Source organism: Massilia sp. BKSP1R2A-1 (assembly GCF_050586525.1).
Taxonomy (GTDB): Bacteria; Pseudomonadota; Gammaproteobacteria; order Burkholderiales; family Burkholderiaceae_D; genus Telluria.
Map to the genome: position 1 here is coordinate 76,127 of NZ_JBOBRE010000015.1, position 18,794 is coordinate 94,920.

General features: G+C 67.5%; 17 protein-coding genes. 13 read left to right on the top strand and 4 right to left on the bottom strand.

The genetic code is table 11. The annotated features are described in order from the left end of the window. Position 1 precedes the first annotated feature (1 nt). Positions 2-1,882: a ferrous iron transporter B gene (gene feoB, locus ACQ7JA_RS20570; RefSeq protein ID WP_430901168.1), complete on the top strand. Its 1,881-nt coding sequence runs from the start codon at positions 2-4 to the stop codon at positions 1,880-1,882. A gap of 4 nt (positions 1,883-1,886) precedes the next feature. Continuing rightward, the gene (locus ACQ7JA_RS20575) at positions 1,887-2,150 is read left to right on the top strand and encodes a DUF6587 family protein (protein WP_430901170.1); all 264 of its coding nucleotides are present in this window, start codon (positions 1,887-1,889) and stop codon (positions 2,148-2,150) included. Between the two features lie 16 nt (positions 2,151-2,166). On the opposite strand, the gene ACQ7JA_RS20580 is transcribed toward ACQ7JA_RS20575, so the two are convergent. Continuing rightward, positions 2,167-2,550: a COG4315 family predicted lipoprotein gene (locus ACQ7JA_RS20580; protein ID WP_430901172.1), complete on the bottom strand. Its 384-nt coding sequence runs from the start codon at positions 2,548-2,550 to the stop codon at positions 2,167-2,169. Positions 2,551-2,701: 151 nt separating this feature from the next. On the opposite strand from ACQ7JA_RS20580, the gene ACQ7JA_RS20585 reads away from it, so the two are divergent. The 7 genes from ACQ7JA_RS20585 to ACQ7JA_RS20615 all read left to right on the top strand — a co-directional run bounded on the left by ACQ7JA_RS20585 (position 2,702) and on the right by ACQ7JA_RS20615 (position 11,307). After that, a complete protein-coding gene (locus ACQ7JA_RS20585) occupies positions 2,702-3,373 on the top strand; it encodes a glutathione S-transferase (RefSeq protein ID WP_430901174.1) in 672 nt (223 codons plus the stop codon). 102 nt (positions 3,374-3,475) lie between these two features. Then, on the top strand, positions 3,476-5,116 hold the full coding sequence (locus tag ACQ7JA_RS20590; RefSeq protein ID WP_430901176.1) for a DUF1800 domain-containing protein: 1,641 nt from the start codon (positions 3,476-3,478) through the stop codon (positions 5,114-5,116). Next, positions 5,116-6,468 (top strand): DUF1501 domain-containing protein, encoded by a 1,353-nt coding sequence (locus tag ACQ7JA_RS20595; protein ID WP_430901178.1) that lies wholly within the window; start codon positions 5,116-5,118, stop codon positions 6,466-6,468. Before ACQ7JA_RS20590 ends, ACQ7JA_RS20595 begins: the two co-directional genes overlap by 1 nt. Positions 6,469-6,475: 7 nt before the next feature. Further along, the gene (locus ACQ7JA_RS20600) at positions 6,476-9,064 is read left to right on the top strand and encodes a DUF4214 domain-containing protein (RefSeq protein WP_430901180.1); all 2,589 of its coding nucleotides are present in this window, start codon (positions 6,476-6,478) and stop codon (positions 9,062-9,064) included. Continuing rightward, complete coding sequence (locus ACQ7JA_RS20605; protein WP_430901182.1) at positions 9,061-10,023, top strand: DUF4214 domain-containing protein; 963 nt, start codon at positions 9,061-9,063, stop codon at positions 10,021-10,023. Before ACQ7JA_RS20600 ends, ACQ7JA_RS20605 begins: the two co-directional genes overlap by 4 nt. Positions 10,024-10,097: 74 nt before the next feature. Further along, a complete protein-coding gene (locus ACQ7JA_RS20610; protein WP_430901184.1) occupies positions 10,098-10,883 on the top strand; it encodes a 5'-3' exonuclease in 786 nt (261 codons plus the stop codon). A gap of 22 nt (positions 10,884-10,905) precedes the next feature. Next, complete coding sequence (locus tag ACQ7JA_RS20615) at positions 10,906-11,307, top strand: ANTAR domain-containing response regulator (RefSeq protein ID WP_430901186.1); 402 nt, start codon at positions 10,906-10,908, stop codon at positions 11,305-11,307. Here the strand turns inward: ACQ7JA_RS20615 and ACQ7JA_RS20620 are convergent. After that, positions 11,304-12,014, bottom strand: coding sequence for a GAF domain-containing protein (locus ACQ7JA_RS20620; protein ID WP_430901188.1), 711 nt, complete (start codon positions 12,012-12,014; stop codon positions 11,304-11,306). The two genes, ACQ7JA_RS20615 and ACQ7JA_RS20620, sit on opposite strands and share 4 nt — an antisense overlap. Before the next feature lie 184 nt (positions 12,015-12,198). On the opposite strand from ACQ7JA_RS20620, the gene ACQ7JA_RS20625 reads away from it, so the two are divergent. Then, positions 12,199-13,959, top strand: coding sequence for a sensor domain-containing phosphodiesterase (locus tag ACQ7JA_RS20625; protein ID WP_430901190.1), 1,761 nt, complete (start codon positions 12,199-12,201; stop codon positions 13,957-13,959). A 39-nt stretch (positions 13,960-13,998) separates the two neighbouring features. Here the strand turns inward: ACQ7JA_RS20625 and mnmA are convergent, their stop codons facing one another. Beyond that, complete coding sequence (gene mnmA, locus ACQ7JA_RS20630) at positions 13,999-15,102, bottom strand: tRNA 2-thiouridine(34) synthase MnmA (protein WP_430901192.1); 1,104 nt, start codon at positions 15,100-15,102, stop codon at positions 13,999-14,001. 16 nt (positions 15,103-15,118) lie between these two features. Further along, on the bottom strand, positions 15,119-15,601 hold the full coding sequence (locus ACQ7JA_RS20635; protein ID WP_430901194.1) for an NUDIX hydrolase: 483 nt from the start codon (positions 15,599-15,601) through the stop codon (positions 15,119-15,121). 247 nt (positions 15,602-15,848) lie between these two features. Between ACQ7JA_RS20635 and ACQ7JA_RS20640 the strand changes: the two genes are divergently transcribed. From ACQ7JA_RS20640 to ACQ7JA_RS20650, 3 genes are read left to right on the top strand one after another with little or no spacing between them, the layout of a single operon-like run. Then, positions 15,849-16,961: a Re/Si-specific NAD(P)(+) transhydrogenase subunit alpha gene (locus ACQ7JA_RS20640; protein WP_430901196.1), complete on the top strand. Its 1,113-nt coding sequence runs from the start codon at positions 15,849-15,851 to the stop codon at positions 16,959-16,961. A gap of 16 nt (positions 16,962-16,977) precedes the next feature. Then, on the top strand, positions 16,978-17,328 hold the full coding sequence (locus ACQ7JA_RS20645; protein ID WP_430901198.1) for an NAD(P) transhydrogenase subunit alpha: 351 nt from the start codon (positions 16,978-16,980) through the stop codon (positions 17,326-17,328). Beyond that, on the top strand, positions 17,325-18,794 hold the full coding sequence (locus tag ACQ7JA_RS20650) for an NAD(P)(+) transhydrogenase (Re/Si-specific) subunit beta (protein ID WP_430901200.1): 1,470 nt from the start codon (positions 17,325-17,327) through the stop codon (positions 18,792-18,794). Before ACQ7JA_RS20645 ends, ACQ7JA_RS20650 begins: the two co-directional genes overlap by 4 nt.

Consider the following 18,794-nt stretch of genomic DNA (forward strand, 5'->3'; position numbering starts at 1 on the left):
AATGGGTGTAATGGAACAACAGGTGGCGTCGCGGACGCCCCTGGTCGCACTGCTCGGCAATCCCAACTGCGGCAAGACCGCGCTCTTCAACCGCCTGACCGGCTCGCGCCAGAAGGTCGCGAACTACGCCGGCGTCACCATCGAGCGCAAGGAAGGCAGCTTCACGTCGCCCGCGGGCCGCGCGTTTCGCGTGCTCGACCTGCCGGGCGCCTATAGCCTGAGCGCCCAGACTCCCGACGAAGCGATCACCCGCGACGTGGTGGCCGGCCTGCGCGCCGGCGAAGCGCCGCCGGACGCCATCCTGTGCGTGGTCAACGCCACCAACCTGCGCCTGAACCTGCGCATGGTGCTCGAACTCAAGCGCCTGGGCCTGCCGATGGTGCTGGTGCTGAACATGGTCGACGTGGCGAAGAAGCGCGGCATCGCGATCGACACGAACAGGCTGTCGCAGGAACTGGGCATGCCGGTGGTCGAGACCGTCGCCATCCAGGCCGGCGGCGAACAGGCCCTGCTCGCCACCCTGGACGGCATGGTCTTCGCCGAAAAAATTACACCGAACCCCCTGTCGGCGATCGACGCGGTGCCGGTCGAAGAGACCCAGCGCGAAGTGCGCCGCATCCTCGACCTCGCCGTCTCGGCCAGCGGCGACACCGGCAACCTGACCGAGAAGATCGACAACGTGGTGCTGCACCCGGTGCTCGGCCCCGTGATCCTGGCCGCGCTGATGTTCCTCATCTTCCAGGCCGTGTTCAGCTGGGCCGGCACGCCGATGGACCTGATCGAGGCGGGCGTGGGCGCCCTTGGCGAACAGGTCGGCCTGCTGCTCGGCGAAGGCCTGCTGCACAGCCTGATCGTGGACGGCATCATCGCCGGCGTCGGCAGCGTGCTGGTGTTCCTGCCGCAGATCTTGATTTTGTTCTTCTTCATCCTGCTGCTGGAAGACGTGGGCTACCTGCCGCGCGCGGCCTTCCTGCTCGACCGCATCATGGGCAGCGTGGGCCTGTCGGGCCGCGCCTTCCTGCCGCTGCTGTCCTCCTTCGCCTGCGCCATCCCCGGCATCATGGCCGCGCGCACCATCCAGAATCCGCGCGACCGCCTGGTGACCATCATGATCGCGCCGCTCATGACCTGCTCGGCGCGCCTGCCCGTGTACGCCTTGCTCATCGCCGCCTTCATCCCGGACCGGGAAGTGGCCGGCCTGATGAACCTGCAGGGCCTGGTGCTCTTCATCCTCTACATGGCCGGCATCCTGAGCGCCATGGGCGTGGCCTGGTACATGAAGCGCCGCGGCGACTTCAAGCAGCATGCCCTCATGATGGAACTGCCGGCCTACCACTGGCCGCAGCCGCGCGCGCTGGCCGTGGGCCTGTGGGAACGCGCCAAGGTCTTCCTCAAGCGTGTCGGTACCCTGATCCTGGCCATGATGGTCCTGCTCTGGCTGCTCTCGAGCTTCCCGGGCGCACCGGAAGGCGCGACCCAGCCGCCGGTCTACTACAGCGTGGCCGGCATGATCGGCCGCGCCCTGGAAGTGGTGCTGGCCCCGATCGGCTTCGGCTGGCAGATGGCGATCGCCCTGGTGCCGGGCATGGCCGCGCGCGAAGTCGCGGTCGGCGCGCTGGGCACCGTCTACGCCCTGTCTGGCGGCGACGAAGCCGCCAACGCCCTGGCTCCGATCCTCGCCCAGACCTGGTCGCTGGCTACCGGCCTGTCGGTGCTGACCTGGTACATCTACGCGCCGCATTGCCTGCCGACCCTGGCGACCGTGGCGCGCGAAACCGGCAGCCGCCGCTACGCCTGGATCATGGCCGGCTATATGTTCGGCCTGGCCTATGTGGCCTCATTCATCGTCTACCGCACCACCCTGTTCTTCACAGGAGCGTAAAACCATGTGGCAGGAGATCATCGTCGGGATCATCGTCGCGCTGGCCCTGCTGTACGCCGTCGCGAAGTACCTGCCGGAGCGCTGGCGCCACGCGCTCGCCGGGCGCCTGTCCAGGGGCGGCCGCGCCAGCCGCTGGCTGGTGACATGGCTGGACGCCACCGCGAGCTGCGGCACCGGTTGCGGCTCGGGCTGCAACAGCTGCGGCCCGGCCGAACCCACGCCGCCTTCCGGCAAGGTCAAGGTCATCCAGATCCATCCGCGCCGCTGAAGCGGCCAGCCGGCGCTCAGCGTGCCGGCACCTCCACCACATGCCATGCGCCGCCGACCCCATCGCCGGTCTTGTCTCCCGCCTTCTTGTCCTTGATAAAGGTGTACAGCGGCTTGCCGCGGTGGGCCAGCTGCTTGCTGCCGTCCTCGCGCGTGACGATGGACCAGGGCTCCGCCAGGGTGCCGGCCGGCGCCGTGACGGGTGGCCAGTTCCTGGCGCAGGTAGCGACACAGCTGCTCTTGCCGCTGCCGGCTTCGTCCTTGTCGTAGGTGTAGACGGTCATGCCGGCGGGATCGACCAGCATGCCGTTCGACGCCTTCAATGGCATCGCGTCCGAAGCAAGGATTGTCGAGGAAAACAGCAGGGCGGATATAGCGGTACTGACACGAAGCAACATCATGATGGCCTCCTGGTCACTTACTGCATGGGTGAGCAGCCATTCTAGTCCATCGCCGCCACGACTCGCGCGACCGCGCAGCGAATACGCGGCTATTGGCAGGCACGCAACATGATAAGCTGGCGTCCTTGTCAACTTCGCAAAGACCAGCGCCATGATCGTCGTCCACCACCTGAACAACTCGCGCTCGCAGCGCATCCTGTGGCTGCTCGAAGAGCTGGGCCTGGACTACGAGATCAAGAAATACCAGCGCGACCCGAAGACCATGCTGGCGCCGTCCGAACTGAGGGCCGTGCACCCGCTCGGCAAGTCGCCGGTGATCACCGACGGTGAACTGATGGTGGCGGAATCCGGCGCCATCGTCGAATACCTGGTCGGCCGCTACGGCAACGGGCGCCTGCAGCCGGCCGCCGGTACCCCGGAACGCCTGCGCTACACCTATTTCCTGCACTTCGCCGAAGGTTCGGCCATGTCGCCGCTCCTGATGAAGCTGGTGTTCGACAAGGTCGAGAACGGCCCCATGCCCTTCTTCGCGAAGCCGATCGCCCGCGCCATCGCGCGCAAGGTCAAGGACGGCTTCATCATGCCGAACATCCGCAGCCAGCTCGATTTCCTGGAAGCGGAACTGGGCAAGTCCGAGTGGTTCGCGGGCGGCGAGTTCAGCGCCGCCGACATCCAGATGAGCTTTGCGCTGGAAGCGGCCGCCTCGCGCGGTGGGCTGGGCAGCCAGTATCCGCGCCTGGCGGCCTTCCTCAAGAAAATCCATGCGCGTCCGGCCTACGGGCGCGCGCTGGAGCGGGGCGGAAAGTACGATTATGCTTCCTGACTGAAAAGTTTTTAACCGCAGGTGTTGTAATGACGCCTACAAATGGTTTTTTGAAGAGTTCCGACATGCAATAATGACAGCTTCGATCATGCCGGAGCTACCATGCCAACCTCTTTCCGCCTTCCCCGTCCCGCACGGGCCTGGCTGATTCCTGCCGTCCTGGCCGTGATTGCCGGATGCAGCCGCGACGCCGGCGAATCGCCGGCGCCGGCCCAGTTCAGCGCCTCGAGCGGCCAGGTCCAGCCGGCAGCAAGCAAGGCCGTCAGCTATTACGCGGCGGCGCGCTTTGCCGACCAGGTCAGCTTCGGCGCCACGCCCGCTCTCGTGGCCGAGATCCAGGCCAAGGGCTTCGAGCGCTGGATCGATGAGCAGTTTGCGCTGCCGCCCTCGAAAATCGATCTCACCCCGATCGTCAATTACGACAGCCAGATCCGCGAACAGGGCGACGCCGCTTATCGCTATTCCACCAGCCAGGTGTGGACGTCCTTCCTGGACGTCCCCGACCAGCTGCGCCGGCGCGTCAGCTGGTCCTTGTCGCAGTTCGTCGTGGTCTCGATGGCGAAGGTCGAGCCCTACGGGGGTCTAAGCTACTCCAACTTCCTGCAGCAACAGGCCTTCGGTAACTATGGGGAGCTGATCCGCGCGGTGACCATGAACCCCGCCATGGGCGTCTACCTGGACAACCTCGAGAACCGCCCGACCAGCAACGAATGCCGCTGGTGCTCGCCGAACGAGAATTATGCGCGCGAGCTGATGCAGTTGTTCACGCTGGGCGTGGTCAAGCTCAACCTCGACGGCAGCCTGCAGCGCGATGCGGCCGGCAAGCCGGTCGAGACCTATAGCCAGAAGGACGTGGAAGAACTGGCGCGCGCGCTGACCGGCTGGCGCATGGAAGGCAATTACGAACGCACCGACTACCGCCGCTACGATCGTGAACTGGTGCCCGACCCATGGCGCGCGGCGCATGATCGCGGCGCCAAGACCGTGCTGGGACGTGCCTTCCCGGCCGGCGTGGAAGCGCGCCAGGAACTCGACATCATCGTCAGCCTCCTGATGGCGCACCAGAACATCGCGCCCTTTGTCAGTGTGCGCCTGATCCAGCACCTGGTGACCAGTGACCCGAGCCCGGCCTACGTCGCGCGGGTGGCCACCGTGTTCCGCAGCACGTCGGGCGACATGAAATCGGTGATCAAAGCCATCCTGCTCGACCCTGAGGCACGCCGCGGCGACCAGATCGGCAGCGAGGGCACGCAGTTCGGGAAGATGCGCGAACCGGTGTTGTGGTACACCGGGCTGCTGCGCGGGCTGAGCTGCAAGCGTGCGTTGAAGTGGAGCGACGTCGAGACGATCACGACGAGCTCCCAGCGTCCCTTCGATGCTACCAGCGTGTTCAGCTACTACCTGCCCACCGACCGCGCGCCCGGCAGCAATCTGCTGGCGCCGGAACAGCGGCTCCTGACAGCGGAAGAGCTTTCGTGGCGGCTGGGGGGCGGACTCGCCGAGGCCGTCAAGCGCGTCGGCGCGGATTGCGACGCCAGCCCCTTCGGCCGCGCCTTCTCCGCCTCGCCCGCCGCCTTCGCCGACCTGGTCAACGAGCGTTTCTTCCGCGGCGCGATGCCGGCCACCCTGCGCCAGACCCTGATCGACCTGGCGCCGACAACCTGGGGCGACACGCCCGACCAGAAAGCAATCAGCCTGCTGCTGTTCGCGCTGTCGACCCCTTACTATGGAGTGATCCGCTGATGGACCGCCGCCACTTTCTCCGCTTCGCCGGCGCCGCGCCGGTCATCAGCATGCTCGGCGCATCGAGCCTGATCGACACCAGGCCGGCCCATGCGGCCGGCGACGACTACCGCGCCCTCGTCGTCGTCTTCCTCAATGGCGGCAACGATGGCCTGAACAGCCTGCTGCCGATGGATGGCGCCTACGACGACTACTACAAGGCGCGTCCCGAGCTCGCCATCGGCAAGAGCGTGCTGGCGCCCCTGTCCGGTAGCAGCGGCGGCCACAGCTACGGCCTGCATCCGGCCCTGGCCCCGCTGGCGCCGCTCTACAACAGCGGCCGCCTGGCCTGGATCGCCAACGTCGGCCCGCTGGTCGCGCCCGCCACCGCACGCCAGGTGATCGAGCGCTCGGTCGCGGTGCCGTCCTTCCTGCTTTCGCACAGCGACCAGGTGATGTGGCAGCAGGGCTGGCTGGGCGACAGCGACGCCAGCGGCTGGGCCGGCCGCGCCCTCGAGCTGCTGCCGACCTCCCTGCGCAACGGGGTGAATGCGGTGACGATGAACACCGACCGCACCCTGGTCCTGGGCCGCAATTCTCCGGTGTCCTTCCTCAGCCCCTGGGACTCGCGCTACTGGGGCCAGGCCGACCTGGCGCAGCCGCAAAGCCCGGCGGCGCAATCGCTCAACCGCATGGCGCGCTGGCAGTTCGCCAACCAGTACGAGGCCGAGTACGCGCGCACCTTCGGGCGCGCCGTGCAGGAGTCGACCCTGTTCACCCAGGCCACCCTGGCGGCCAAGGCTCCGGCCGGCAATTTCGGCGACGACGACCTGTCGCGCGCCCTGCGCAAGCTGGCCTCGCTCCTGCCCGTGTTCAAGCAGCGCGGCTTCAAGCGCCAGGTCTTCCTGGTCCAATGGGGACAATTCGACACCCATGCGGCCCAGCGCGGCACCGGGCCGACCAGCCAGGATGCGCAGCTGGCGACCCTGGCGCGCGCCATGCAGGCTTTCGACGCCTCGAACCAGGCCGCGGGGCTGGACCAGAACGTGGTCTCGCTGACCATGAGCGACTTCGGGCGCACCCTGCGCCAGGCGTCCGGCGGCGGCAGCGACCACGCCTGGGGCAACCACTGGTTCGCGATGGGCGGCCCGGTGCGCGGCGCCCAGGTGGTGGGCACCCTGCCGACCCTGACCCTCGGCGGTCCGGACGATTCCGATCCGAACGGCGGCGGGCGCTTCGTGCCGACCACTTCGACCGACCAGGTGGGGGCGACGCTGATGCAGTGGCTCGGCTTGCCCGCGACCGATTTCGAGAAGGTCTTCCCGAACCTGGTGAATTTCAATCAGAAGACCATCAACCTGCTCCACGCATAGGACGGCCATGGACATCAAAGGCAGCGACAAGGACGACACCATCGTCCAGGCCCCCGGGGCGATCGACGAGTGGAACACCTATTTCGGCCTGTACGGCAACGACACGATCCGGGTCTACCAGGGAACCGTGCTGGGCGGCCAGGGCAACGACCGCATCGAGGCCATCCCCACCGGGGAGTGGTGGCGCGGCATCAACGCGGCCTATTGGGACGACCCCAACCCGGTGGAGGTCGACCTTGCCGCCGGCTATGCCATCGATGGATGGGGCACGCGCGATACCCTGATCGGCGTGCGCGACATCAGCGGCTCCTGGCACGGCGGCAAGCTGTCCGGGAACGCCGGCGACAATGCGATCGGCGTGGGCGGCGGCGGACATACCGTGGTGGACGGCCGGGGCGGCGACGACGTGGTCTGGCTGCCGACCTACCGCGACGGCATGACCATGGCGGACTTCACCATCGACGTCAGCATCGACGGCAGCCGCGCCACGGTGAGCTGGACCGGCCGCGCCGGGTTCAGCGCGGAGCTGAGCAACGTCGAGCGCATCGGCATGGACTGGAACGTCAGCTATACGCTGGCCGACTTCATCTCGCCCGAGAAGATGGCGCGCGAAGGCCTGGTCGCCGCCAACGCCAACCGCTGGAACGCCGGCCAGTCGCAAGGCACGCCGGTCGAACTCACCTTCGGCTTCGCCACCGTGGCGCCCGCCACAGGCCCCGGCGCGACCGGCTTCGCCGCCTTCAACGACGCCCAGAAGGCGGCGGTGCGCGCGATCCTGGAAAGCGCCGCCAAGTTCTCGGGCCTGACCTTCCGTGAAGTCGCAACAAGCGACGCCAAGCTGATGTTCGGCGCCAGCGCCCAGGCCACCACCAAGGGCGTGGCGGCGATGCCGGGCCAGGCGAACGCCGGCCAGGTGTGGATGGACGTCGATTCGGTCAAGGACCTCACGCCCGGCTCGGAAGGCTATGCCGCGCTGCTGCACGAGATCGGCCACGCCCTCGGCCTGCGCCACCCGCGCAACGTCGATGCCGGCGACGCCTGGAGCGCCCAGTGGAGCGCCCAGGACGATGTCACCAGCTACTCGGTGATGGCGCATGGCGCCAGCTCCGACGGCCTGTTTCCCTCTACCTGGGGAGCGCTCGACGTGACTGCACTGCGCTTCCTGTATGGCACCCGCAATGTCGGCGCGGGCGACACTGTGTACCAGCTCGATGCGGCGCGCTACGGCGCCCAGACCAGCATCGTGGACGATGGCGGCACCGACACCATCGATGCATCCAGCTCGACCATCGGGGTCTCGATCGACCTCAATCCGGGCAGCCGGTCGAGCGTCGGCGCCACACCCGCGGGCGGGGTCGCCCTCGACAACCTGGGCATCGCGCCGAACAGCTGGATCGAGTCGGCCATTGGCTCGGCCTCGGACGACGTCCTGGTTGGCAACCGCCTCGACAACAGCCTGCGCGGCGGCCTGGGCAACGACTGGATCGACGGCGGCGCCGGCACCGACACGGCAGTCTTCGAAGGCAAGCGTGCCGACTACCTGATCAGCACCGGCTACGGCAAGACCTTCCTCACCGCGCGCGACGGCAGCAGCGGCTTCGACACCTTGCTGGGCGTCGAGACGCTGCGCTTCGCCGACGGCGCCCTGACCCTGGGCACGGCGGGCTTCGCGGCCGACGTCGTGATCGAGGTCGACCAGAACGCCAGCACGGCCGGCACCCTGCCGGCCTCCAGCGACGGCGTCGCGGTGACGTACAAGGTCAAGACCGCACCAGTGCACGGCACCCTGGTGCTGCAGGCTAACGGCGACTACGTCTACACGCCCCAGCGCGGCTACGCGGCCGAAGACCGCTTCACCTTCACGGTCACGGATAGCAAGGGCAGCAGCGACTACATGGCCTTCGTGCCGGTGCGCCAGCTCTCCGCCGCGCCGGGCGGCACCGACGGCGCCGACACGCTCGCGGGCAGCGCGGGCGACGATACCCTGGCCGCAGGCGGCGGCAACGACACCATCGCCGCCAGCGCCGGCTTCGACCACATCGACGCGGGCGACGGCTTCGACGTCGTGCGCTACGAGGGGCCGCGCGCCGGGGTGAAGTTCGTGCGCAGCAGCATTGATGGCAGCATGGTCGCGACCAAGGCCGGGGGAACGGACCACCTGGTGAACGTGGAGCGCGTGCTGTTCGGCGACGGCAGCGCGGTGGCCTTCGACATCGACGGCGCCGCCGGCCAGACCTACCGCCTTTACCAGGCGGCCTTCGACCGCAAGCCCGACAACAGCGGCCTGCCGTTCTGGATCCGCGGCATGGACAACGGCTTCACGCTGAACCAGGTGGCGAAGTTCTTCATGGAGTCGCCCGAGTTCATCAAGATGTACGGCGCCGCGCCGAGCGCCGAGGACTTCGTGACCAAGCTGTACAATAACGTGCTGCACCGCGCCCCCGAGGCGGGCGGCTTCAACCACTGGGTCACGGTGATCAAGAACGGCTTCGACCGCGCCAGCGTGCTGGCCCTGTTCGCCGAGAGCCTGGAAAACCGCGCCCAGGTCATTGGCGCCATCGAACACGGCATCGAATACATCCCCTTTGGTTCATGATTTCTCGTTTTGACTCCATCCTGGCAGGGCTGGCCTGCGCTGCATTGCTGGCCGGCTGCGGCGGCGAAACGCCCGACGCGGCGCCGCAGGCCGCCGCGCCGGTGCGCACCCTGAACGCGGTGCCGGTCACCCAGCAGGACCACGAGGCCACCGTCCAGCGCCTCTATCTCGCCTATTTCGGCCGCGCGGCCGATCCGGGCGGGCTGGCCTTCTACACCGGCGTGAGCGAGCGCCAGCAGCTGGTGGCCGATACCGGCGCGCTGTTCTGGCGCTATGGCGTCGACCCGAACGTACGCACCATCCTCGACGGCCTGGCGCAGAGCCCGGAGGCCGCGGCCCTGTATGCGGCGGACAGCCGGGCCACGGTGGCCACCATGTACCGCAACCTGTTCAACCGCGAACCGGACGGCGGCGGCCTGGCATTCTGGTCCGGCCTTCTGGACAGCGGCGCCCTGACGCGCGGCCAGGTGCCGGTGGCCTTGCTGGCCGGCGCCGGCTTCGAGGACCTGGCGCTGTTCGACCGCAAGGCCGAGGTGGCGACCGCCTTCACCGCCGCGCTGGACACCCCGGAGCGCGCCGCCCACTACAACGGCGCGGCCGCCGTGGCCGCCCTGCGCACCGTGCTGGCCAGGGTCGAGGCCGACATCAGCCCGGCGCAGCAGGCCGCGCTGGTCGAGGAAGCCCTGGCGGCGGTCGCGGCCTCGCCCGCCGCTTCCAAGGTGCAGGCCATTGTGCGTGCGCGCTGCGTCGCCTGCCATTCGGTGACGCCGACCATGCCGGGCTTCGCCACCGCGCCGCGCGGGATCCGCTTCGATACCGAGGCCCAGGTCCGCGCCGACGCCTACCGCATCTACGTCAACGTGGTCCAGACCCAGTTCATGCCCTACGGGAACCAGACCAGGATGACCCAGGCCGAACGCGACATCGTGCGCACCTGGTACGAGGGCGGCGCGCTCTAGCAAACAGGCGGCTTTCCCCGGAAAGCCGCCCGGTTTATCATGTGCGGTTTCCACGCCACCCAGCACACAGCACCATGAGCAAACCGGGCAAGCTGCTCGCGATCGATGGCCTGAACATCGTGCGCCGCGTCTACGAAGCCAGTCCCGAGCCGGATTCCGACCTGAAGGCCGGGATCGCGCTGCGCCACGCCTTCTCGTCCTTCCGCAACGTGCTCGAGGTGCATGCGCCGACCCATGTGCTGGCCGCCTTCGACTACGGCGGCCCGAACTGGCGCCATGAACTCTATCCGCGCTACCGCGAGGGCCGCGCCGCCATGCCCGCGCCGCTGCGCGAGGCGCTGCCGGAATTCCACGAGCGCTTGCGCAAGGCGGGCGTGCAGGTGGTGTCCCTGCCCGGGGTCGAGGCCGACGACGTGATCGCCACAGGCGTGATGCGCTGGCTGAACGAAGGGCGGGGCGAAGCCATCGTCGCCACCACCGACAAGGACCTGCACGTCCTGATCGCGCACGGCGCCCTGGTCTGGGACCATTTCAAGAACGAGTGGCACGACGACGCCTGGGTGCGCGCGCGCTTCGGCGTGGCGCCCGAGCTGCTGCACGACCTGCTGTCCCTGATGGGCGATCCCACCGACGGCGTGCCGGGCGTGTCGAAGATCGGCATGAAGACGGCGGCGCGCCTGCTCAATGCCTACGGCAGCCTGGACGCCGTGGTCGCCGGCGCCGGCATCCTCAAGACGCCGCTGGGCGAGAGGCTGCGCGCCGAGCGTGAGATACTGGAGATCTCGCGCCGCCTGGTGCAACTGAAGACCGACCTGCGCCTGGGCGTGAGCTGGAACATGCTGGCCTGGGAGGCGCATTGAACAAGATGAAGGGAATTGGCCGATGCTCAAGGCTGTGATCGTGGACGGCAGCGCGATTTCGCGCGGCCTGCTCAATACCGTGCTGCTCGACGGCGGCTACGACGTCGTCGGGCAGACGCATACGGGGCACGCCGGCTACATGCTGGCGATGAAGCACCGCCCGCAGATCGTCTGCATCGCGCGCGAACAGGTGGAGGACGGCAGCCAGGTGGTCGAGGAATTGCGCACCCACCTGCCGAAGGCCATGATCTTCATGGTGTCCGGCACGCTCGACGCACCCACCATCCAGGCGTCCGTCGCGCGCGGCGTGCACGGCTTCATCGTCAAGCCGTTCAAGGCCGACGCCGTGCTCAAGACCATCCGCAACACCGTGATCGCGGTGGTGCGCAAGCAGCAGGCGGGCGGCGGCGCTGCAGGTAGTTAACTGCGGCGCTTGATTTCCTCGGACGCGATCGCGGCCAGCTCGTGCAGGGCGCGCATCTCGCGCTCGCGCAGGCGGCGGGGCTCGCGGTCGAGCACGCACAGCGTGCCCAGCAGGCGTCCCTCGCCATCTGCCAAAGGCACCCCGGCATAGAAGCGGATGTGCGGCTTGCCCACCACCAGCGGGTTGGCGGCGAAGCGCGGGTCGTTCGCCGCGTCCCCCACCACGAAGGCCTGCCCGGCGGCCAGCGCATGGCTGCAGAAGGACCATTCGCGCGGCGTCTCGGCGATGTCGATGCCGACGCGGGCCTTGAACCACTGGCGCTGCGCGGTGAGCAGGGTGACCAGGGCGATGGGACAGCCGGTGGTCTGCGCGGCCAGCCGTACCAGGCGGTCGAACACTTCTTCGGCGGGCGAGTCCAGCAGCCGGGTCTGGGCCAGCGCGGCCAGGCGCTGCGCTTCCTCCTCCGCCATCGGGTAATGCGCCGCCTGCGCGCGGTATTCCGGGCTGACGCCGTCCGGCTCCGGCCCGTCACGCTGCTGGCGCAGCGCCAGCACGGCGCTCAGGCGCACCCGCCGGTGTCCGCCGGGCGTCTTCCAGGCAGGCAGGGCGCCGCCCTCCATCCAGAGCTGCACGGTACTGACGGCCACGCCCAGCAGCTGGGCGGCGTCGCGCGTGGTCAGGATCGGATCGTCGTCGGTAGTGGACATGTGGTCGATAAATCACAAAGAGTGGAAGGATTCTACTCCAGATTGCAGAGTATTTGATGAATTTGCCGGTATTTCCCGTGAAAATATTGTCTGTGCGCATCGTTTCGCCATGATTTCGGGGTTATAATCGTCAATTCCGATAAATACGTGCGCCTATCGAGCGTTCGACCCCCAAGGGCCAGCCATGAACTCACCGTACGAACCCCATCTGGCGGAAGCCGGCCGACTGGAGGCGCTGCGCCAGCTGGAATTGCTGGACACGGCCCCTGGCGAAGCCTACGACCGCATCACGCGCATGGCGGCGCAGCTGTTCCAGCTGCCGATCGCGGCGGTGTCGCTGACCGACGCCGACCGCCAGTGGTTCAAATCGAAGGTCGGGGTGGCGCACAACGAGATCCCACGACTGAAGGCGCCCTGCGCCGCGGTGGCCGAAAGCGGCAAGGTGTTGGCGGTGCCGGACCTGCTGGAGGACGAATGTTTCCACGACAGCCTGCTGGCCGCGAGCGGCATCCGCTTCTACCTGGGCGCGCCCCTGATGACCAAGTCGGGCTACTGCCTGGGCGCGATGTGCGTGCTCGGCCTCGAGCCGCGCGCCGTGAGTGAGGCCGACTGCGCGGTGCTGCAGGACCTGGCGGCGATGGTGATGGCGCAGATCGAGCTGCAGCATGCGCTCGGCCGGATCGACCCGATCAGCGGCCTGCCCAACCGGAACCAGTTCGCCGGCGACGTGCGCGACCTCGCCCTGGTCGAGGCGGCAGGCGAATCGCGGCTGGCCGCTCTGGTGAGCCTGGCCAGCCCGGAGGAACAGAGCGACGCCATGCGTGTGATGGGCAGCGCCCACCTGGACGAGATCGTGCGCGCGGCGGTGCCGGCGCTGCGCCGGCTGGCGGGCGGCGGCAAGGTCTACCACGTGGGCACCACGGACTTCGCCTTCGTCGCGCCGCAAGGCAGCTCGCTGGTGCGCTTCAGCGGCAGCCTGCTGGCCTGGCTGGGCGAGCGCGCCCCGGCCGGCGGCGCGCGCTTCATCACCACCACCACGGTCGGCCTGGCGCGCTTCGCGGTGGGGCAGGACGCGCCGCTCGACATCCTGCGCAACCTGCACAGCGCCGCCCACGACGCGCTCGGCGCCGAGTCCGGCCTGCGCGTGTACTCGCCCGAGCAGGACGCCGCCTACCGGCGCCGCTTCTGGCTGATCGGCGAATTCGGACGCGCCCTGCAGCAGCCCGACGAGCTGCATCTCGTGTTCCAGCCCAAGGTCGACCTGCAGAACGGCGCCTGCGATGGCGTGGAAGCCCTGCTGCGCTGGACCCATGCGAAGGAGGGTTTCATCTCGCCGGGCGAATTCATCCCCATCGTCGAAAGCACCTCGCTGGCGCGCGCGACCACCGAATGGGTGCTGGCGGCGGCGATGCGCCAGCTGGCCGCCTGGCGCGAGCAAGGCGTGGCCCTGCAGGTGGCGGTCAATGTCTCGGCGGTCAACCTGGAAGAACCGGACTTCTGCGAGCGCGTGCTGGACGGCCTGCAGCGCCACGCGCTCGATCCCGCCAGCCTGGCGCTGGAACTGACCGAGAGCGCCCTGATGCGCAAGCCCAGGGCGGCCAAGGACACCATGGCACGGCTGGCCGCGGCCGGCGTGAAGATCGCGATCGACGACTTCGGCACCGGCTACAGCAGCCTGTCCTACCTGCAGGAGATGCCGGCCGACGTGGTCAAGATCGACCAGTCCTTCGTGCGCGGCATCGAGAACGACGAGCGCACGCTGTCGCTCGTCACGGCGATGATCCAGCTGTCGCACGACCTGGGCCACCGCGTGGTGGGCGAGGGCGTGGAGACGGAAAGCGCGGCGCAGCTGCTGCGCGAGGCGGGCTGCCACGAGGCGCAGGGATATTTGTATGGGAAGCCGATGGCGGCGGACGCGCTGGCCGAATGGCTGGCATGCCGTTGAACCTGTAGGATGGACGGGAAACCCGTCAATCCTACAAGATCAGATCGCGGTGTTGACGTCGATGATGCCGCCACCCAGGCACACGTCGCCGTCGTAGAGCACGGCCGACTGTCCCGGCGTCACGGCCCATTGCGGATCCGTGAAATCGAGAGTGAAGCGCGCCAGGCCGTCGGCCTGCACGGTGCACGCCACGTCGGCCTGGCGATAGCGGGTCTTGGCCGAGAGCAGGCGCGGGCTCGGGGCCTCGCCGGCGATCCAGCTGGCCTGGCCCGCTTCCAGGCGCGAGGACAGCAGCCAGGGATGATCGTGTCCCTGCACGATGTAGAGCGTGTTGGTGGCGACGTCCTTGCGCGCCACGAACCAGGGCTCGCTGGTGCCGTCCGCGTTCTTGTGCGACTTCAGGCCGCCGATGCCGATGCCCTTGCGCTGGCCCAGGGTATAGAAGGACAGGCCGATGTGCTCGCCCACCACGGTGCCGTCATCGAGCTTCATCGGGCCCGGCTTGTGCGAGAGGTAGCGGTTCAGGAACTCGCGGAAGGGGCGCTCGCCGATGAAGCAGATGCCGGTCGAGTCCTTCTTCTGCGCGTTCGGCAGCTGCAGGCGCTCGGCGATCTTGCGCACTTCCGTCTTCGGGATCTCGCCCAGCGGGAACAGGGACTTCGAGAGCTGGGCCTGGTTCAGGCGGTGCAGGAAGTAACTCTGGTCCTTGGTGTGGTCAAACGCTTTCAGGAGCTCGAAGCGGCCGTCGTTCTCGCGCACGCGCGCGTAGTGGCCGGTCGCGATCAGGTCGGCGCCCAGCTTCATCGCATGGTCGAGGAAGGCCTTGAACTTGATCTCGGCATTGCACAGCACGTCCGGGTTCGGCGTGCGGCCGGCCTGGTACTCGCGCAGGAATTCCGCGAACACGCGGTCCTTGTATTCGGCGGCGAAGTTGACGGCCTCGATGTCCACGCCGACCACGTCGGCCACGCTGGCCGCGTCGATCCAGTCCTGGCGCGTCGAGCAGTATTCCGAGTCGTCGTCGTCTTCCCAGTTCTTCATGAACAGGCCGATGACTTCGTAGCCCTGTTCCTTCAGCATCCACGCCGCGACCGAGGAGTCGACACCGCCCGACATCCCGATCACGACTTTTTTCTTGCTCATTTCAGTTCCGTTATCGTTAGATCCCGCCCTCGAACACGGAGGGGTGGGTGTACAGCAAATCCAGTTCGGTGCGCTTGCCGGCCAGGTAGTCGTCCACGCACTGCAGCACGATCGGGCTGCGGTGGCGTTCGGCGGTGGCGGCGATTTCGTCGCGCGTCATCCACAGGGTGCGCAGGATGCCATCGTCGAGCTGCTGGTCCAGTTCGCGGCCGGCGTGGCCGCAGAAGGTGAAGCGCAGGTAGGTGACGTCGGTGCCGCGCGACTTCGAGTGGTAGCGCGACATGTACATGCCGACCAGGCCGGTGGGGATGAATTCGTGCGCGGTTTCTTCCAGCGCCTCGCGTACCACCGCCTGCTCGAGCGACTCGTGCGGATCGAGGTGACCCGCCGGCTGGTTCAGCTTCACGCCTTCGCTCGTCTCTTCCTCGATCAGCAGGAAACGGCCATCGCGTTCGATGATCGCGGCGACGGTCACGGATGGTTTGAAGATATCGGTCATGCGCATCCTTGAAAATGAGCCGGTATTCTACCTTGACAGCGGGCACCTCTGCTCATCCATGCCACTCCGGTGCGCTTGCCTGTCGTTAAATGGCCTTGATCTAATGCAAACAAGCAGACCGTGACGCTGGCCCCCTCTCTTCCTTTTCGCCACAATCGAATATTGATTTTTAGTATTTGTTCTCGAGCAATTTGACGTCATTACATGATAGATTGTGGACAAGCTTTCCACTGAAGGAGGGATTTTCATGAGAATTGGCATACCGGCCGAGACCAGGCCGGGCGAGACCCGCGTCGCTGCAACTCCCGAAACCGTCAAGAAGCTGGCCGCGCGCCACCAGGTCCTGGTGGAAGCGGGCGCCGGCCTGCGCGCTTCCTGTCCCGACGCCGCCTATGAAGCGGCCGGCGCCACCATCGTCGACACTGCCACCGCCTTTGGCGCCGACATGGTGCTCAAGGTACGCAGCCCGGATGCCGAAGAACGTGCCCGCATGCGCCCGGGCAGCGTCCTGGTCGGCATGCTCAATCCCTTCGATACCGAGAACCTGTCCCAGCTGGCCGGCGCCGGCCTCACCGCGTTCGCACTGGAAGCGGCGCCGCGCATCTCGCGCGCCCAGTCGATGGACGTGCTCTCTTCGCAGGCGAACATCGCCGGCTACAAGGCCGTGATGCTGGCGGCGAACACCTACGGGCGCTTCATGCCCATGCTGATGACGGCGGCCGGCACCGTGAAGGCGGCGCGCGTCCTGATCATGGGCGTGGGCGTGGCCGGCCTGCAGGCGATCGCCACCGCCAAGCGCCTCGGCGCCGTGATCGAGGCCTCCGACGTGCGCCCGCCGGTGAAGGAACAGGTCGAGTCGCTGGGCGCCAAGTTCATCGACGTGCCTTACGAAACCGACGAGGAACGCGAGATCGCGCAGGGCACAGGCGGCTATGCGCGGCCGATGCCGGCCGGCTGGATGCAGCGCCAGGCGGCGCTCGTGCACGAACGGGCGAAACTCGCCGACATCATCATCACCACCGCCCTGATCCCGGGCCGCAAGGCGCCGGTGCTGATCGGCGAGGACACCGTACGCGCCATGAAGCCCGGCTCGGTGATCGTCGACATGGCGATCGAGCAGGGCGGCAACTGCCCGCTGACGGAACTGAACCGCACCGTGGTCAAGCACGGCGTGCACATCATCGGCGAGCCGAACCTGGCCGCGCTGGTCCCGGCCGACGCCTCGGCCCTGTATGCGCGCAATGTGCTGGACTTCCTCAAGCTGGTGATCGACAAGGAAGACAAGTTCACGATCGACCGCGAGGACGAGATCGTGCGCGCCACGCTGGTGTGTGCGGACGGCGCGGTGCTGCGGACTTAAGGACGAGGAGAAACGCATGGAAATCAGCCACACCATCATCAACCTGATCATCTTCGTGCTGGCCATCTACGTCGGCTACCACGTGGTCTGGAACGTCACCCCCGCCCTGCATACGCCGCTGATGGCGGTGACCAACGCGATCTCCGCCATCATCATCGTCGGCGCCATGCTGGCCGCCGGCCTGACCGAGGGCCTGACCGGGCAGGTGGCCGGCACCGTCGCGGTGGCGCTGGCCGCCGTCAACGTGTTCGGCGGCTTCATGGTCACCCGGCGCATGCTGGAGATGTTCAGGAAGAAGGAACCGAAGTCGCCTGCCGGGAAACCCGATGCGGCGGGCGCGTCTTCCGCTGCGGGAGAACGCGCATGAACTACATCAGCATGAACGTCGTGACCCTGTTCTACCTGGTGGCCTCGATCTGCTTCATCCAGGCGCTCAAGGGCCTGTCCTCGCCCTCGACGGCGCGGGTGGGGAATACGTTCGGCATGGCCGGCATGGCGATCGCGGTGCTGACCACGGTCGCGCTGATCTTCAAGCTGCAGGCGGAACTGGGAGGTGGGCCGGATGCGGGCGGCGGCATGGGCTTCCCGCTGGTGATCCTCGGCGTGGTGGTGGGCGGCGCGATCGGCGCCTATGCGGCCAAGAAGGTCGAGATGACCAAGATGCCCGAGCTGGTGGCGGCGATGCACTCGCTGATCGGCCTGGCCGCCGTGTGCATCGCGGTGGCCGCCGTGTCCGAACCCTGGGCCTTCAACATCGCCACGCGCGAGACCCCGCTGCCCTTCGGGAACCGGCTCGAGCTCTTCATCGGCACTTTTGTCGGCGCGGTGACCTTCTCCGGTTCGGTGATCGCTTTCGGCAAGCTGTCGGGCAAATACAAGTTCCGCCTGTTCCAGGGCGCGCCGGTGCGCTTCGCCGGCCAGCACATCCTCAACCTGGTGCTGGCCATCGCCGTCGTCGCCCTGGGCCTGCTGTTCTGCTTCGCGGAGGGCGTGGCCCCGAGCTGGACGCCCTTCATCGTCATGGCCGCGCTGTCCTTCGTGCTGGGCGTGCTGATCATCATCCCGATCGGCGGCGCCGACATGCCGGTGGTGGTGTCGATGCTGAACTCCTACTCGGGCTGGGCGGCGGCCGGCATCGGCTTCTCGCTGAACAACTCGATGCTGATCATCGCGGGCTCCCTGGTGGGCTCGAGCGGCGCGATCCTGTCGTACATCATGTGCAAGGCCATGAACCGCTCCTTCTTCAACGTGATCCTGGGCGGCTTCGGCGGCGAGGCCGTCAGCGACGCGGGCGAGGCGAAGGAGCAGCGTCCCGTGAAGTCCGGCTCGGCCGACGACGCCGCCTTCATCCTGCAGAACGCGGAGTCGGTCATCATCGTCCCCGGCTACGGCCTGGCGGTGGCGCGCGCCCAGCACTCGGTGAAGGAACTGGTCGACAAGCTGCTTGAACACGGCGTGCAGGTGCGCTACGCGATCCACCCGGTGGCGGGCCGCATGCCCGGCCACATGAACGTGCTGCTGGCCGAGGCCGAAGTGCCCTACGACCAGGTGGTCGAGATGGAAGACATCAACGGCGAATTCGGCCAGACCGACGTGGTGCTGGTGCTGGGCGCGAACGACGTGGTGAACCCGGCGGCCAAGGACCCGAAATCCCCGATCGCCGGCATGCCGATCCTCGAGGCCTATAAAGCCAAGAGCATCATCGTCAACAAGCGCTCGATGGCCTCGGGCTATGCGGGCCTGGACAACGAACTGTTCTACCAGCCCAACACGATGATGGTCTTCGGCGACGCCAAGAAGGTGATCGAATCGATGGTCAAGGCAGTGGAGTAA